10 protein-coding genes are annotated in these 16,893 nt (G+C 71.5%); all 10 read left to right on the forward strand.

The genetic code is table 11. From position 1 onward, the window contains the following. Nucleotides 1-296: 296 nt before the first annotated feature. The 10 genes from A2U95_RS23790 to A2U95_RS33430 all read left to right on the forward strand — a co-directional run bounded on the left by A2U95_RS23790 (nt 297) and on the right by A2U95_RS33430 (nt 16,884). Nucleotides 297-956: a helix-turn-helix transcriptional regulator gene (locus A2U95_RS23790; RefSeq protein WP_166026603.1), complete on the forward strand. Its 660-nt coding sequence runs from the start codon at nt 297-299 to the stop codon at nt 954-956. A gap of 82 nt (nt 957-1,038) precedes the next feature. Beyond that, complete coding sequence (locus tag A2U95_RS23795) at nt 1,039-2,340, forward strand: HRDC domain-containing protein (protein WP_166026605.1); 1,302 nt, start codon at nt 1,039-1,041, stop codon at nt 2,338-2,340. 580 nt (nt 2,341-2,920) lie between these two features. Next, nucleotides 2,921-4,780 (forward strand): phage tail sheath family protein, encoded by a 1,860-nt coding sequence (locus A2U95_RS23800; RefSeq protein WP_166026607.1) that lies wholly within the window; start codon nt 2,921-2,923, stop codon nt 4,778-4,780. Nucleotides 4,781-4,815: 35 nt separating this feature from the next. Continuing rightward, nucleotides 4,816-5,340, forward strand: coding sequence for a phage tail protein (locus A2U95_RS23805; protein ID WP_166026609.1), 525 nt, complete (start codon nt 4,816-4,818; stop codon nt 5,338-5,340). Nucleotides 5,341-5,375: 35 nt separating this feature from the next. After that, on the forward strand, nt 5,376-6,149 hold the full coding sequence (locus tag A2U95_RS23810; protein ID WP_166026611.1) for a T4 family baseplate hub assembly chaperone: 774 nt from the start codon (nt 5,376-5,378) through the stop codon (nt 6,147-6,149). Then, complete coding sequence (locus tag A2U95_RS23815) at nt 6,142-6,888, forward strand: hypothetical protein (RefSeq protein WP_166026613.1); 747 nt, start codon at nt 6,142-6,144, stop codon at nt 6,886-6,888. Before A2U95_RS23810 ends, A2U95_RS23815 begins: the two co-directional genes overlap by 8 nt. A gap of 48 nt (nt 6,889-6,936) precedes the next feature. After that, nucleotides 6,937-7,890 carry a Pvc16 family protein gene (locus A2U95_RS23820; RefSeq protein WP_166026615.1) on the forward strand — a complete coding sequence of 318 codons (954 nt, stop codon included), beginning with the start codon at nt 6,937-6,939 and terminating at the stop codon, nt 7,888-7,890. 50 nt (nt 7,891-7,940) lie between these two features. After that, the gene (locus tag A2U95_RS23825; protein WP_166026617.1) at nt 7,941-9,977 is read left to right on the forward strand and encodes an ATP-binding protein; all 2,037 of its coding nucleotides are present in this window, start codon (nt 7,941-7,943) and stop codon (nt 9,975-9,977) included. Further along, a complete protein-coding gene (locus A2U95_RS23830; protein WP_240957933.1) occupies nt 9,968-10,300 on the forward strand; it encodes a hypothetical protein in 333 nt (110 codons plus the stop codon). Before A2U95_RS23825 ends, A2U95_RS23830 begins: the two co-directional genes overlap by 10 nt. Continuing rightward, nucleotides 10,297-16,884: an eCIS core domain-containing protein gene (locus tag A2U95_RS33430; protein ID WP_166026619.1), complete on the forward strand. Its 6,588-nt coding sequence runs from the start codon at nt 10,297-10,299 to the stop codon at nt 16,882-16,884. Before A2U95_RS23830 ends, A2U95_RS33430 begins: the two co-directional genes overlap by 4 nt. The last annotated feature ends 9 nt before the right edge of the window (nt 16,885-16,893 follow it).

Genomic DNA, 16,893 nt, shown 5'->3' on the forward strand with positions numbered 1-16,893 from the left:
CCGCGCCGCTCCCCCGTGCGACGTGCACGCGCACGCGCCGCATTGTGATTGCGGTTTTGTCGATACGGACACTTTGCGACTTCGCGTGACCACCCGCCGACAGGGTTCGACTCGCGCCGTTCTTCGGATGATCGATCGCGCGTCCGAATTGCCCCGATTTCCCCTCACCAAATCGTGATCATTCCCTAAAGGCGGACGGGTCGGGTGCCGAAGCAGACAGTGACCTAGCAAGCACGGTTCGTCCGTCCCGGCTTCATCCCCCGTGAGCCGGCTCCGTCCCCCACCCAGGAGGCCTGGTGTCCGTTCTCCTCGAGCAGCCTTCAAGCCTGGTCGCCTACCGCCCGAACAAGCCCACCGCCATGGTCGTCGTGGCCGATCCGCGCGTGCGCTCCACCGTGACCCGTCATCTCTGGGCGCTCGGAGTGCGCGACGTGATCGAGGCCTCGTCCGTAGCGGAGGCTCGTCCCCGCATCGGCAACCCCCGTGACATCTGCGTCGCCGACGTCCACCTGCCGGATGGTTCCGGCCTGACCCTCCTGTCCGAGACCCGGGCCGCCGGCTGGCCCAACGGTCTGGCCCTGTCCGCCGCCGACGACATCGGCGCCGTGCGCAACGCCCTCGCGGGCGGCGTCAAGGGCTACGTCGTCACCGGCACCCGCACCAACATCGGCCTGCCGGGCCGTCCCGGAGCCGCCCCGCTCGGCGTGGCCCACCGCATGCACCGCCGCCCCCCGGGTGCCCCGAGCCACCCGGGCGGCTACCGCGAGCTCTCCGGCCGTGAGGTCGAGGTCCTGCGGCTGGTGGCGGAGGGCCAGTCGAACAAGGCGATCGGCGTCTCCATGGGGCTGTCCGCCCTGACCGTCAAGAGCCACCTCGCCCGGATCGCCCGCAAGCTGGGCACCGGGGACCGGGCCGGAATGGTCGCGGTGGCCCTGCGCACCGGAATCATCCACTGACCGCACGACCGCCGCGCCCGCCGAGGGAACGTTCCCTCGGCGGGCGCGGTACATGTGCCCGGTACACAGATACCCTTGACAGGTGACCGACGCCCATGACACCGCAGCAGACAGCCCACTGCGAACCACCGGAGGCGCCCCTCCGGACGACGGCGGAACCGGCGGGACTTCTGCTTCCCGGGCGGCGGAGCCGGTTCCCCTCCTCGAGCCCCGCGAGGGCATTCCGCCGGTGATCGCCGACGCGGACGGCCTGGCCGCGGTCGTCGCCGCCTTCGCCGCCGGCACCGGCCCGGTGGCCGTCGACGCCGAGCGGGCCTCCGGTTACCGCTACGGGCAGAGCGCCTACCTCGTGCAGCTGCGGCGCGAGGGCGCCGGCAGCGCGCTGGTCGACCCGGTGGCCTGCCCCGACCTCTCCGCGCTGGGCGAGGCGATCGCCGACGCCGAATGGGTGCTGCACGCCGCCACCCAGGACCTGCCGTGCCTGCGCGAAATAGGCATGGTCCCCGGCCGCATCTTCGACACCGAGCTGGCCGGCCGCCTCGCCGGGTTCCCGCGGGTCGGGCTCGGCGCGATGGTCGAGAGCGTCCTCGGCTACGTGCTGGAGAAGGGCCACTCCGCGGTGGACTGGTCGACCCGGCCGCTGCCCGAGCCCTGGCTGCGGTACGCGGCGCTGGACGTGGAGCTCCTGGTCGACCTGCGCGACGCCCTGGAGAAGGAGCTGGAGCGGCAGGGCAAGCTCGAGTGGGCCCTCCAGGAGTTCGACGCCATCGCCTCCGCTCCGCCGCCGGCGCCGCGCAAGGACCCGTGGCGGCGCACCTCCGGCATGCACAAGGTGCGCCGGCGGCGGCAGCTCGCCGTGGTGCGCGAGCTGTGGGAGGCGCGGGACCGGATCGCGCGGCGGCGTGACGTCTCGCCGGGCAAGGTGCTCGGGGACGCCGCGATCGTGGAGGCGGCCCTCGCGCTGCCGGCCAACGTGCACGCGCTGACCGCGCTGAGCGGGTTCGGCAACCGGATGGGGCGGCGGCAGCTGGAGCAGTGGCAGGCGGCGGTGGACCGGGCCAGGGCCCTGCCGGAGAGCGCGCTGCCGCTGCCGGGGCAGGCGGTGGCCGGGCCCCCGCCGCCGCGCGCGTGGGCCGACAAGGACCCGGCCGCGGCCGCGCGGCTCTCCGCCGCCCGGGCGGCGGTCTCGGCGCGGGCGGAGGAACTGCGGATGCCGCAGGAGAACCTGATCGCGCCGGACACGGTGCGGCGGGTGTGCTGGACGCCGCCGGGCACGGTCGACGCCGCCTCGGTCGGCGACGCCCTCGCCGCGCACGGCGCCCGCCCCTGGCAGGTCGAGCAGGTCACCCCCCTCCTGGTCGCCGCGCTCGCCGCGAGGGCGTAGCAGTCACAGGGCGGCGCGGACGCACCATGTGGCCCATGCCGCGCGCGGTCCGCACCGTCCCCCGAACGGAGGAGTCCTTCACCGGAGGGACCCCTCCGTCCTGTCCGAGGAATCGCACCCCCGGAAATCGGACAGGTGAAAATGTGTGCGATTAGTGAAGGGCGCCCCCACGGGGCGCCCTTCCTTCTGCGGCCGCTCCACCGGACTGACGTGCGAGAGTCGTGCCGCCCGAAAGAAGTGGATCACCGGCACAATCGGGCGGACGAAACGTCCGAACGCCCGGACGCCCCTCCTCGCCCTTTCCCGTCGAGTGACCAAAAGACCTCTTGCCGCTTCAACTACCGTGACTACAAGGTGGGTTGAGAACGCAGGCATCAGGAGTCACAAGCGCGCTGCTTGGCCCCGGCGACCGCGAGGCCCGGGGTTTCGACGGGGGAAACTGATGCGGTGCGCGCTGTCACGTCGCCCTGATAGGTGGCGTCTTCGCGTCCCGGAACGGGAATGCTCCCTCCGCCGTCTTCTGGTGCATTTGTCCGGTGCCCAGGGCTGTCCGAACAGGGACCAAGGAGGGGGAAAGCCGATGAGTGCGGTGAGCGCCGCCAGGCCTGCATATCCAGGCGTCCACGTCGAAGAGCTTCCCAGCAGCACCCGCACGATCTCCACACCGACCACGTCGGTGACCGCCTTCGTCGGCCACACCCGGCGCGGCCCGCTGAACGAGCCGGTCCGCGTCACCAGCTTCGCCGAGTTCGAGCGCCGTTTCGGCGGACTGAGCTTCCACAGCGCCGTCGGTCACGCGGTGCACCAGTTCTTCGGCAACGGCGGCTCCGTCGCCGTCGTCGTACGCGTCGCCAGGGCGGGCAGCGGCAAGGCCGCCGGTGTCACCCTCGGCTCGACCGAGAGGCACAGCGAAGGCCCGGTCCTCGAGGTGCGCGCCGCGGAGCCCGGCGAGTGGGGCAACGGCCTGCGCATCGCCGTCGACCACGACACCCCGTGCCCCGACGAGACCTTCGACCTGCGGGTCCTCGACGCCAGGGGCCGGGCCCGCGAGACCTTCACCGGCCTGTCGATGGACGCCTCGCACGACCGGTACGCACCGCACGTGATCGGTGCGGGGTCGCGGCTCGTCCGGGTCGAGGTCGTCGGCGAGGGCCGGCCCGACCCGTCCGGCACCGTCTCCAAGCCGTTCGGCGACGAGCTCCCGGACCTGGCCGTGGACCTGACCGTCAAGATCGGCAAGGTGGAGCACGAGTTCCGGCTCCACGACCCGGACCGCGACGGCGAGGCACCGTGCAGCGTGGCCGAGCTGGCGCTGCTCCTCGAGCGCAAGCTGCGCGCCCTGCCCGACGCCCCCGGACGCCACGCCTATGCGGGGGCCGAGGTCACCGCCTTCGGTCGCCGGATCCAGGTCGTCGCCGGATCCACCGACCCCGACGACGTCGTGCGCTTCCTCGGCCAGTGCGCCAACGACCTCGGCCTGGAGGCTTCGGTCAACCCGCCGGTGTTCCCGCTGGACTCGGGTGAGGACGGAGCGGCGCCCGGCCCGCGCGACCTGATCGGCAGCGAGGCCGGCCGGACCGGCATCCAGGCCCTGCGCGACGTCGCCGACGTCAACCTCCTCGTGCTCCCGGAGCTCGCGGCGTACGAGAAGACCGAGGAAGCCCTCACGGTCCTCTCCGCGGCCCAGCTGCTGTGCCGGGAGCGGCGGATCTTCCTGCTGGCCGACGCGCCGAGCTCCTGGACCGGCGTCGACGCCGCCCGCGCCGGGCTGGCCGCGTTCGATGCCGTGCGTGGCGACCACGCGGCCCTGTACTTCCCGCACGTGCGGCTCACCGACCCGCTCACGGGACGGCTGCGTTCCTTCCCGCCCTCCGCGGCGGTGGCCGGCGTCATCGCCCGCACCGACGCCGAGCGCGGCGTGTGGAAGGCCCCGGCGGGGACCGAGGCGCGACTCGCGGGCGTGCGCTCGCTCACCGTCGACCTCACGGACCGCGAGGCCGGGCTGCTCAACCCGCTCGGCGTGAACTGCCTGCGCACCTTCCCGGTGGCCGGGCCGGTCGTCTGGGGCGCGCGCACCCTCGCGGGCTCGGACGCGCTCGACAGCGAGTGGGCGTACGTGCCGGTGCGGCGTCTCGCACTGCACATTGAGGAGAGCCTGCAGCGCGGGCTGCAGTGGGTGGTGTTCGAGCCTAACGACGAGAACCTCTGGCAGCAGGTCCGTCTCGCCGCCTCCTCGTGGCTGCACACCCTCTTCCGCCAGGGCGCCTTCAAGGGCGGCACCCCGCGCGAGGCGTACTTCGTCAAGTGCGACAGCGACACGACGACCGCCGAGGACGTCGAGAACGGTGTCGTGAACGTCCTCGTCGGCTTCGCCCCGGTCCGGCCGGCGGAGTTCGTGATCGTCAGGATCCAGCAGACGTCCGGCGACTTCGCGCTCTAGCGCCGCGCCGCCAATCGTGGAGATTCGAGAATCCGATGGCTGAGTTCACGGTCAACGCGCACCGCTTCGACCCCTACAAGAACTTCAAGTTCCTTGTCCTGTGGGACGGTCGGACGGTCGCCGGCATCAGCAAGATCAGTCCGCTGAAGCGGACCACCGAGGTCGTCAAGCACCGTCACGGCGGCGACCCCTCCTCCCCGCGCAAGTCGCCGGGCCGCTCCGAGTTCGAGGGCATCACCCTGGAGCGCGGAGTCACCCACGACCCCGAGTTCGACCGCTGGGCCAACAAGGTCTGGCAGATCGGCGCGGGTCTCGGCTCCGAGGTGTCCCTCGCCGACTTCCGCAAGGACATAGTGATCCAGGTCCTCAACGAGGCCGGACAGGTCGCCGTCTCGCACAAGCTGTACCGGACCTGGCCGAGCGAGTACCAGGTCCTCGGCGAACTCGACGCCAACGCCAACGCGGTGGCCATCCAGTCGCTGAAGCTCGAGTGCGAGGGGTGGGAGCGGGACTACGAGGTGCCCGAGCCTCAGGAGCCCTCGTTCCTCAACCCGGCCTAGCGGTCAGGCGGTTCATCGTTCAGGGGGACGACGTCATGGGGATCACGGGGGCGGCCGGGCTGCTGGCGGCCTGGGAGGCGGGCCTGGCGGTGGCGCCGGCGGGGCGTGCCGCGCTGCTGCACCGCACCGCGCGGCCGGACGCCGACGCGGCGGTACTGCCGGTGCTGCCGGTCGGTGAGCGCGAGGCCGACCTGTTCGCGCTGCGCCGCGCCCTGTTCGGGGACCGCATGCAGGTGCGGCTGGAGTGCGCGGCGTGCGGGTCGGAGATGGAGTTCGACCTGGACGCGGGCGACTTCGCGCGCTCGCTGGGCGGCTCCGGCTCCGCCGACCGCCCGGTGGACCCCTCGACGGACCGCTCGGTGGACCCCTCGCTGATACGTGTCAGGGAGGACGGCTGGGACGTGGAGTTCCGGCTGCCCGGGCCCGCCGACCTGACGGCGGCCGCTCGGGCGGCGGACCCGCGTGCCGCCCTGCTGGAACGGTGTGTGGTGCGGGCGCTGCACGACGGAGCGGCCGTGCCCGCCCGGAGCCTGCCGGCCTCCGTGCAGCGCCGGATCGCCGAGGCGGCCGAGGCCGCCGACCCGGGCGCCGACGTCACGCTCAACGTCAACTGCCCCGAGTGCGACGCGGCGACCCGCGCCGAACTCGACATCGCCTCCTACCTCTGGACCGAACTGGACGCCTGGGCGAGGGATCTGCTGCTCGACGTCCATCTGCTCGCCACGTCCTACGGCTGGAGCGAACCGGAGATCCTGGCGCTCAGCCCGCTGCGGCGCCGCTACTACCTGGAGTTGTGTGTGGATGTCTGACGTCGAAGGAGCACCGGCCGCGGACTTCCTCGACCGGCTGATCGCCCGCCACGCCCCGGCCGCCGCGGGCCCGCGCCCCGGGGTGGCACGGGTACGCCCCCGGCTGCCGGGCCCGTTCGAGCGGGTCGAGGCGGTACGGGAAACGGCCGCGGAGGCCGACGACGACACCGGTCTGCTGTGGCCCTCCAGCACGCCGTCACCGGCACGGGAGGGTGAGGCGCCACGCCCGGCGGCGCCCGCCCCCCGCCCGCACACGGAGCGGGAGCGGACCGTCGTCCGCACCGAACGCGAACGGCCGGAGCCCGCGCCCCGGCCGGAGCCGAGGCCCCTGCCCGAGGCGCCGCTGCTGCGCCCCGCCGCCCCGGTGGTGCCGGGGCCGAGGCCGGCCCCGGAGGCCGGACGGCGACCGGCGGGCGGGGTGTCGCCGGACCGTGGTGCCGCCCGGAACACGGCCTCCACGCCGAGACCAGCATCGGACCGGGCGGCGGTGCGGGCCGTGGCGCCGCCCGCCGGACGCCCCAGTGCCGAGGACACGGCGGCGGCGCGGGAGGCCGTTCGGCAGGCCGCCGCGCGGCGGCCGTCCCGGGCTCCGGAGCAGGTGGTGCAGGTGCAGATCGGGCGCCTGGAGGTGACGGCCGGGCCCGCCCTCTCCGGGGCCGGACGGCAGCGCAGACCCGCGCCGGAGCGGCCCGGCACGGCTCTGAGCCTCGAGGAGTACCTGGCACGAGGGCGGGAGTGACATGACGGACCGAGGAACCACGGACCGAGGAACCGAGGAAGCGACTCCATGAGCAACGCACTCGCCATCGCCCATGTCACCCGGGCCCTCTGCCTGCTGCTCGCGTCCAACGTGGGCCCGGAGTTCGGCGAGGCCGTACAGGTCGAGCCGCGCAAGCCGCCGGCCGAGCCGCCGGACCAGCCCACCCTCAACGTGTTCCTGTACCAGGTCACGCCCAACACCTCGATGCGCCACAACGACCTGCCGACCCGGTCACCCGGCGGCTCCCTGGTCAAGCGGCCCGCTGCCGCGCTGGACCTGCACTTCCTGATCAGCGCCTACGGCAACGAGACGTACCTGGTCGGGCAGCGCCTCATCGGCTCGGTGGTCCGCACCCTGCACGAGATCCCGGTCCTGCCGAAGAACATGATCGAGCAGGCTGCCGAGGAGGACCCGTACCTGGCGGACAGCGACCTGGTCGAGGCCGCCCAGCGGGTGCGCTTCTCGCCCACGGTGATGGACATCGACGAGACGTCGAAGCTGTGGGGCATGCTCCACCAGACGCCGTACGCGCTGTCGGTGGTCTACCAGGCGTCCCTGGTCTTCATCGACGGCCGCGGAACGCCGATGGCGGCGAAGCCGGTCGAGCGGCCCGAGGTGCGGGTGCTGCCGTTCGGCGCGCCGGGAGCGCCGGTGCCGCCGGTGCTGGACGGCAGCGGCCCGGCGGAGGGGGGCGAGGAGTCCGTGCCCGCCACCGGGCCCGTCACCGAGGCCGCTGCGAACGGGACCGCCGGGACCGCCGCGAAGACGGCCGTCCGGGCCCCGGCGAAGACCGCCATCGCCCGGACGCCGGCGAAAGCACCCACGAAGACAAGCGCCAAGGCACCCGCCAGGACCGCTGCCAGAACTCCGGCGCGGGGCCGCAAGGCGGCACAGGGCGGCCGGTCCGCGAAGACGGACGGTGCCACGGGCACCACGGGTGCGGCGGACACGGCCGGCGAGTCCGACGACACCGCGAACTGACGCGCACGACGAACCGACACGCACGAAGACCGACGGGGGCAGGTGAGGACATGGCAGTCAACAGGCCGCGTGCGGCGGGCAGTTCGGCTGGGACCGGCGGGGACGACGCACCCACCGCCGCGACCGCCGTCGAAGCGACACTGACCGCGGAGATCCGCCGTGTCCTGTCCCGCGTCGACGCCCACGCCGCACGCGCCCGCCAGGCCTCCGACGCGGCGGCCCCCGACGAGGAGCCCGCACCGGACACCGCCGCCTCCGCCCGGCCGGCCCCGGTGGCGGCCCCCGGCACCGCCCCGCTCGACGCCCTGGTCAGCTGCTTCGGCCTCACCTCCTTCGAGCGCGACCTGATCCTCCTCACCGCCGCCGACGAACTCGACCCCACCACCGCGGCGCGCTGCGCCGCCGCCTGCGGCGACCCGCAGCGGGCGTACCCGACCTTCTCCCTCGCCCTGGCCGCCCTCGCCGAGCCGCACTGGAGCGCGCTGACGCCCGTGGCGCCGCTGCGGCGCTGGCGGATCGTCGAGACGGACGACGAGTCCCGCCTGACGACCTCCCGGCTGCGCCTGGACGAGCGCATCCTGCACTTCCTCCTCGGCTCCCCCTACCTCGACACCCGCCTGCACGGCCGGCTGCGCCGCGTCCCGGTGCCGGAGCAGCTCCCGCCGTCGTACGACCTGGCCGCGAGCCGCGTCGCCGAGGGATGGAGCACGGCGACGGCCCCGGACGCTCCCCTGCTGGTCGAGGTGACCGGCGGCGACCTGCGCAGCCGGGCCGACATTGCGGCCGCCGCGGCCGCCCGTTCCGGACTCGGCCTCTACGCGATGGGCGCCGAGGACGTCCCCACCGACCCCGCCGAACGGGACCGGCTGGCCCGCCTCTGGCAGCGCGAGGCCATCCTGCTGCCCGCCGCACTCCTGGTGGAGTCCGGCGAGCTGGACCGCGACCAGCGGGCGGCGGCCGAGGCCTTCCTGGCCGGGGCCGCCGTACCGGTCGTCGTGTCGAGCGAGGACCCGCTGCGCACGGAGCGGGCGCACGGCGCCCGGGTGACCGTCCCGCACCTCGACGACGACGAGCAGACCGAACTGTGGGCCCAGGCCTTCCAACCCGTCGCCGATCTCGGCGAGAACGAACTCCGCTCCCTGGTCGCCCAGTTCCAGCTGCCTCCGCACGTCGTCCGCTCTGCGGCCACCGCCGTGCGCCGCCGGCTGCCGGACGAGGACGAACCGGACGCCGCCCGACTCGCCTGGCAGGCCGGTCTGGAGGAGGCCAGGGTCGGCATGGACCAGTTGGGCCGCCGTATCGAGCCGCAGGCCGGCTGGCACGACCTGGTGCTGCATGAGCGGCAGTTGAGCGTGCTGCGCGAGATCGTCGCGCACGTGCGGCAGCGCGCCATCGTCCACCAGGAGTGGGGCTTCGCGGGAACCCTGCGCCGCGGCCTGGGCGTCACCGCGATGTTCGCGGGCGGCTCCGGCACCGGCAAGACCCTCGCCGCCGAGGTGATGGCCAAGGAACTCGGTCTCGACCTCTTCGTGATCGACCTCTCCCAGGTGGTCAGCAAGTACATCGGCGAGACCGAGAAGAACCTCCGCCGGGTCTTCGACGCCGCCGAACGCGGCGGCGCGCTGCTCCTCTTCGACGAGGCCGACGCCCTCTTCGGCAAGCGCAGCGAGGTCAAGGACAGCCACGACCGCTACGCCAACCTCGAAGTCAGCTACCTGCTGATGCGCATGGAGGCCTACCGGGGGCTGGCCGTCCTCACCACCAACATGAAGCAGGCCCTGGACACCGCCTTCCTGCGCCGCATCCGCTTCGTCGTCGACTTCCCCTTCCCGGCCGAGCACGAGCGCGCCGAGATCTGGCGCCGGGTGATCCCGAGCCGGACCCCGGTGAAGGGCATCGACCCGGACCTGCTCGCCCAGCTCACCGTGGCGGGCGGCTCGATCCGCAACATCGCCCTGTCCGGCGCGTTCCTCGCCGCCGAGGAGGGCGACCGGCTGCAGATGCGCCACATGCTGGCGGCGGCCCGCACGGAGTACCAGAAGCTGGAGCGGTCCCTGACACCGGGGGAGGTACGGGGATGGGTCTGAACGGGGGAAACCACAAGGAGCCCCGCGAGCCCCGCGAGCCGCGGGAGCCCCGGGAGCCCCGGGAGATCCGGGTGGAGATCGGCGAACTCGCCCTCCACGGCTTCCGCGTGGACGCGGACCGCGTCTCGGCCGCCTTCGAGCACGAGCTGACCCGGCTGATCCACACCCACGGCGTCCCGCTGGCCGCCGACGGCGCCCTGCGCGCCGACGCCCTCTCCGGCCTGCCGCCGCTCCCCGCCGGCCTCTCCGCCCGCCGCCTGGGCCAGGAACTGGCCCGCGCCGTCCACCAAGGACTCAGCGGCCACGGGGAGGTGACCCGGTGAGCAACTCCCGGGCCCAGGACGCCCACGCCGAGCAAGCGGCGGCCGAGACGCGCCGCCGCAAGCGCAAGGAACGCGCCGCCAAGTCCCGTACCCCGGAGCCGAAGGACATCGTCAGCGGCGCCGGCCAGCCCCTCGACCCGGGCGTGCGCCGCGAGCTGGAGGAGCAGCTCGGCCACGACCTGAGCCGCGTCCGCCTGCACACCGACCGCGACGCCGGGCAGCTCACCGAGCTCCTCGGCGCCGACGCGGTCGCCGTCGGCCAGGACATCCTCTTCCGCGAGGGCGCGTTCAAGCCCGGCACCCTGGAGGGCCGCCGCCTCCTCGCCCACGAACTCCTCCACACCGTCCAGAACCCCCACGGCCTCGGCACCCTGCGCGCCGGCCGCGAATTGGGCTCGGTGAGCATGCCGCAACAGGCCATCGAGCGTGAGGCCGAGGGCGCGGCCCAGGACCTCGTCCGTGACCCGGAGGCCCCCGGCCCCAAGACGGCCGACGTCGACCAGGGCCAGGCCACCCCCGGCTGGCTCCGCTACGCCACCGTCGACGCCGACCGGATGCGCTCCGAGGCCATCGACCCGGCCACCCTCGTCGACCGCCTGGCCAACTCCCTCGTCCGCTCCCTGCGCGGCGACCCCGAAGACCTGTCCCAGCGCGCCCGCAAGCAGTTGGCGCGTCTCCCGCAGGAGTTGCTCGACGGAGTCCTGGTGCGGCTGGAGAACCGGCTGCTCGGCCCGGAGCACGACCGGGTCCTGGACCTCGTCGACGAGATCGAGGCGTACGACGACTTCGCCGAGGACGGTCTCGGACTCAGCGCACAGGACGCCCCGCGGATCGAGCCGGACACGGCCGAGGAAGTCCGCACCGAGCGCGAGAACGAGGCACGGAGGACCGAGGAACAGCGGGCCGAGGAGGAACGACCGGGCCTGGCACCCGGGCCCGAGAAGGAACAGACCACCGACGAGGGCGCGCCCGGCAGCACGCCGCAGAACGGCGGCACTCCGGAGCAAGGGACCACACCGCAGGGCGGAAAGGCACCGGGCGAGAAGGGACGCAGGCCGTCGCCCGTACGGAGACCCGGCTCGGGTTCCGGGCACTCCGCGGCTCCCTCGTCCGATGGAACCACTGCTCCCGCACGCGCGGAACGGTCCTCGTCCACCCCGTCGCCCTCCGGGTCAGCCGGTGGACAGCAGAGTGGCAGCGGGTCCGCCGGCGCGACGTCGGGCAAGGAATCCTCGGACGCGGGCGGCCAGGAGCAGACCGAGCGGCAGGACACACCCGCCGCGAGCAAGGAGGAGTCCGCGGCGAAGAACCGGCCGGAGGCGGCCGAAGCGGCCGTGGCCGGACGGCAGTTGAAGCAGCAGGACAAGAGGGGGCAGCAGAAGCCGGCCGACTCGCCCACCTCCTCGGGCAAGGACACCCAGCTGCCCGGAAAGCGGAGCACCCTCGAGGGCAGGCGCAGCCAGGATGTCGCGGGGCTGGAGGAGGAGACCGACGAGGACCCGTTCGACTCCACCAGCCGGTCCGAGGTCGAGGTCGGGGGCGGGGAGCCGAGCGCCTGGGACATCAAGCTGCAGCCGGAGGACTTCCTACCGCAGCAGGACCTCGACGTCTCCGGCGTTCCGACCGCGGACAAGCTGGACCCCTCCCAGCCCGGTGCCGCCCAGGCCATGCCGTCCTTCCCGGCACCGCCGCCGACCAGGGCCGAACAGGTACAGGCCGAACGGGATGCCGAGGACGCCGAGGACGCGGAGGACGCGGAGGCGGAGGCAGAGGAGGAATCGGGCGACCTGGCAACGGAGTTGGAGTCCTCGCCGTCCCCGGAGACCGAGGGTGGGCCGGACAGCGCCTTGGGTCTGGGCGGCCTGGCCCTGGAGCAGGCCGACGCGGCCCCCGCCGCCGGAAGCCGCGACCCCAAGAGCGGAGACGACCCCAAGGCGGGACCGGTCGTCGCCCAGACCACGGTGCAGGAGGCCCCGGGCAAGCAGGAGGGCACGTCGGAAGGCGGCAGCCCGGTCAAGGAGTCGGCAGCCAAGGAGGAGCAAGGCACGGCCGCGGCCGGTGACAAGGGTGCCGCCGCCCCCGAGAAGGAGTCCCAGCAGGCCGCCGGCACGCAGTCCGCACAGAGCCGAGCGGGGGCGGGCGGCACGACCGGCGCGGACTCGGCCGGATCTGCTCCCGACATCTCCCCCGCCGGAGGCGGCGCGCCGGCCACCCCGGCGGGACCGCCCGCCCCACCCCCTGCGTCGAGTAGCGACCAGGCCGGCCCCGCGCCTACGCCGGAGAGCCGTACGCAGGCCCCGGCCCGGGCGGCGAACAAGCCCACTTCCCCTCGGTCCGCACCCGATCCGACCCCGGCTGCAGCCGGCAAGCCGACTGCGGAGCCGAAGGCCGAGCCGGAGAGCGCACCCGCCCCGAGGACCTCGCGCGGCGGAGGCAGCACCGGCGGAGGCGGTGGTGGCGGCGGAACCGGAGGAGGCGGCGGTGCCGCCCCGGCCGCCGGCAAGGGCAAGAAGGACTCCGCGCCGGTCCCCAACCTCTCCGGGGCGTCCCCCGAAGCCGGTCTGGCGACGGCCTCCAAGCTCAAGCCGCACAAGGCGCTCCAGGCCATGAGCGGGGTCGGCGGCGCGGTGGACCGCACGGTCGGCGACGAACACAAGACGCTGGCGTCCGCTCCCCCGTCCATGCAGCGCCCCGCGGGCGCCCCGAAGACCTTGCAGGGCAAGCCGAGGACCGACGCCCCGGCCCAGTACGCGCAGGACAAGCCACAGGAGGCGCAGGCACCCGAGCAGAAGGAGGCCGAGGTCACCGGGGCCAAGGAGCCCGAGGGCCAGATCGAGGCGGAGAAGGCCGAGGAGCCCGGCGGCTGGGACAGCTTCGCCATGGCCCTGGGCTTCGTCGGCGGCAAGCTCGTCAATGGCATCGCGAGCCTGTTCGGCGCCGACAAACCCGTGGTGGATCCCCAGAAACTGGCCGCGAAGTTCGCCGGCCTGCCCACCCAGGACGAGGCTCTCCAGCAGGCCCAGGCGGGCAACGCCCCGGGCGTGGAGATGAAGGGCGGCGCCGAGCAGACGGCCGGGGAGCAGGGCGGCCATGTCGACGCCAAGGGACAGCAGACCGTCGCCACGGCCCGTGACGACTCCGGCCGGGGCATGGGCGAGGATCAGGTCTACCCCGACGCTCCCAAGGAGGAGTTGAGCGCCGACGTCCCGGGTCGGCAGGGCAGCTCGGGCGGAACGGTCGAGACCAGTGGGGTCACGGGGGCCGTACCGCCGGAGGCCGCTTCCGAGGTGGCCGAACACGAGCGGGGCCCGCAGTTCCAGGGGGCGTTCACCGACGGCCAAAAGAGCATGTCCGAGGGACGGCAGGCCAAGGACCGCGGCTTCCGTGACTCGCAGGCCAAGCACAAGCGCCAGGTCGACTCCGAGATCGCGCGGAACACCGACGAGCAGACCGGTCAGCGCGAGAAGGCCGTGAGCGAGGTCACCGCCCAGCGCGAGGACTGGCGCAAGGAACAGGACGACGAGCTCAAGAGCCTCGGCGACAAGAAGACCGAGCGGCACAAGAAGGTCCGCAAGGATGTCGAGGACAAGGAGAAGCAGACCGACGAGGACGTCGAGAAGGAGAAGCAGGGCAGCGACAAGAAGATCCAGGACGAGGCCCAGAAGGCCGAGCGCGAAGCGGAGAAGCAGCGCGAAGGCGCCGTCCAGGACTCGGGCAACTGGATCAGCAAGGCCTTCGACTGGATCAAGCAAAAGGTCATCGAGATCAAGAACGCGATCGTCCGGGTCATCCGGGCGGCGCGAGAAGCGGTCGTCGGCTTCATCAAGAACTTCAAGGAGACCGTCGAGCGCTGGATCAACGCGGCCCGCAAGGGCATCGTCGAACTGATCAAGACGATGATCAAGGACCTGATCGAGTTCGCCCTCGCCATGGTCCGCGCGGTCATCGAACTCGCTCGCCGCGTCCGCAAGCTGATCACGGACCTGATCGCCGCTGCCATCGCCCTGGTCAACCGCCTGGCTCAGGCGCTCAAGAAGGCGATCACCGACCTCCTCAACGCCCTCGGCAAGCTCCTCGGCAACCTCCTGAGCATCCTCCTCAAGGCCCTCCTGGATGCAGTCAAGGCCGTCGTCGCGGCGGTGAAGGCGGTCCTGCAGTTCGCCTCCGGGATGCTGAGCGCGCTCGGCGAGTTCATGATGATCGCCGTCGACTTCCTCTCCGATCCCGGCGGCTGGCTGGGCGGCGCCAAGAACTCCGCGGTGGACGGCGCGAAGAACCACCTCTTCCGCGAGGTGAAGAGCGCCGTCAAGGAGTGGTTCCAGTCCAAGATCCAGGAGATCATCGGCGTCCCGAAGGCCGTCCTGAACAGGCTGTTCAAGGGCGGCATCACGCTCGAACGGATCGTCAAGGAGACCTGGGACGCGATCGTCCCCCAACTCCCCCTCATCATCGGCGAGATCGTCATCACCAAGGTCGTCGCCAAGCTGATCCCCGGTGCCGGCTGGGTGATGGCAGTCATCGACGCCATCCGCACGGCCATCGGCTCCCTCGGCGCGATCCTCCGCGCCATGGGCGCGGTCCTCGGCTGGCTCAGGTCCGTCCGCCAGGGCGGCGCCGGCGTCCTCTTCGCCAAGGCCGTCGCCGCAGGCATCGTCGCCCTCCTCGAGCTCGCCTACGAGGCCCTCCTGTCCGGCATCGGCAAGTACGTCGCCAAGGTCGGCCGCCGCTTCAAGGACATTGCCGCCAAGCTGACCGGCAAGGGCAAGGACAACAAGCCGGGCCCGGGCAAGGGCGACGGAGCCGACGGCTCCGACGACAAGGGCAGCGACAAGAAGCCCCAGGCCGATCCCGCGAAGAAGCCGAGCACGGGCGGCAAGCCGCAGACGACCACGGCGCCGAAGTCGGGCCAAGGCAAGGACGGCACGCCGGGGAAGCCCCAAACGCAGGCAGCCCCCCACAAGCCCACGCCCGCCACGAGTAAGGACAAGGACGAGAAGCCGGACACTCGCCCGACCCCTGCGGCAAAGCCGAAGCCCAAGGCGGAACCCCCGGCCAAGCCGAAGCCCGAGCCGGCCACCAAGACGAAGGACGCCGACGGCAAGTCCCCCGACAAGCCGAAGGACCAGGCCTCGAACAGGCCGACGACTGACGGGAAGAACTCGCCCACCAAGCCCAAGGACGACAAGGACGCCCCCGGAGCACTCAAGCCGAAGCAGAAGCCGGACAAGGACGCTCCGGACAAACCTGGCTCCAAGCCGGGCGGGAAGGGCCCGGACAAGCCGAAGGCTCGCCCGGAGAAGAGCGCTTCCAGCCGATCGAAGCCTGAGACCGAAAAGGACCGACGGAAGAAGGACGAAGACTCCAAGGAGTCCAAGGATGAGAGACTGCGAAAGATTGTCACCCAAATTCACCCTAAAGTCCGAGCTCTGCTCAAGCGAGGCGTAAAGGGTATTCCTCTCCGTGGCGCCCTTACGGCAATGCGTTTTTGGTATCGACTGACGGGCCTCCCCACCCGGGGAAACATGAGCGGCTCGGTAGAGGCGGTACTGAACCCACAATTGAGCGTCGAAAACTTCAAGAAGTTGCAGGTTTTGGAGGCTGCGAAGCGTGCCACCCGCGAGGCACAGGACAAGACGCAAGGAGAGGGAGGTGAAAAAGGCGCGGCACCCGCTCCTCTGAATCTCCAGAAGGACGTCCCGCTCGTAGATCAAAGCCTTGCCTTCGAAGACTGGGTGACTAACGTTCTACCGAGGGACAACAAACAAGGTAGAGTTGTTCACCCGCAACTCAATACAGATCAATCACCTCGAGTGAAATGGGGATTCAAAACAGATCCTGCAGCGGCAATACTCCTCCCCAACAACAAATTGGAAACCTATCAAGACAGGGCGATATTCGCCAAGAATGAATTCGGGTCCGACTATCTCACAGCATCCTCCGACGTAAGCGAGGGCAGGAATTCCGACATTTCGGCTGATTTGCTGCAAGAAGCGGTATTCGATCGAGTTTTGCGGGAACTTGACGAGAGCATGCGTTCTTCACTGATGCGCCTGGTGGGCAGGGGCGAGGTGCGCTGGGCCATGCTGGGTAAAGATGAAAGCGCCAAGAAGGCCAGAATTCAAGAGATCTTTCGCCGCGGACTGATGGTGCCCCAGAAATCAGTTGCTTCCGCCAGGCGGGTCGACGAAATCCTGGCAATCATGACAGGCTACAGGCCTGGAGCAAGCAAGAGTGAATTCTCCACTCATGACCTCGAAAGTATGGCAACGCTCCTGGAGCCAGACCCGGGCGTAATAGCATCCGGGAAAAGCACACTGAGGGTGCGAGCGCGAAAGCGTGGCTGGGAGGAGCCGACCCAGCAACAACTCGAAGAAAGTGTTGAAACTCCTCAATTTTACCTAAATCGCTCGGTGCTTTGGCTGGACCGAATTTCAGAATTCGAGGACATCTTCGTGTCGCCAGCTCACGAGGAAGAGATTCTCACTGAAATCCGAGAGCGGATTAGAGAATCCATCGAAGAGAGTGGAGACCTGGATGACGACAATCAGGTTCCGTGGGTATGGGAACCAGTGAAAAAGAAATAGGAAGGCGAA

The sequence above is a fragment of the Streptomyces chilikensis genome (genome assembly GCF_001642695.1).
GTDB classification, from domain to species: Bacteria; Actinomycetota; Actinomycetes; order Streptomycetales; family Streptomycetaceae; genus Streptomyces; species Streptomyces chilikensis.

Coding starts and splice junctions, on each gene's coding strand:
- A2U95_RS23830 (WP_240957933.1), top strand. CDS start 9,968: ATGGGTCTGAACGGGGGAAACCACAAGGAGCCCCGCGAGCCCCGCGAG.
- A2U95_RS23800 (WP_166026607.1), top strand. CDS start 2,921: ATGAGTGCGGTGAGCGCCGCCAGGCCTGCATATCCAGGCGTCCACGTC.
- A2U95_RS23820 (WP_166026615.1), top strand. CDS start 6,937: ATGAGCAACGCACTCGCCATCGCCCATGTCACCCGGGCCCTCTGCCTG.
- A2U95_RS23810 (WP_166026611.1), top strand. CDS start 5,376: ATGGGGATCACGGGGGCGGCCGGGCTGCTGGCGGCCTGGGAGGCGGGC.
- A2U95_RS23825 (WP_166026617.1), top strand. CDS start 7,941: ATGGCAGTCAACAGGCCGCGTGCGGCGGGCAGTTCGGCTGGGACCGGC.
- A2U95_RS23805 (WP_166026609.1), top strand. CDS start 4,816: ATGGCTGAGTTCACGGTCAACGCGCACCGCTTCGACCCCTACAAGAAC.
- A2U95_RS23815 (WP_166026613.1), top strand. CDS start 6,142: ATGTCTGACGTCGAAGGAGCACCGGCCGCGGACTTCCTCGACCGGCTG.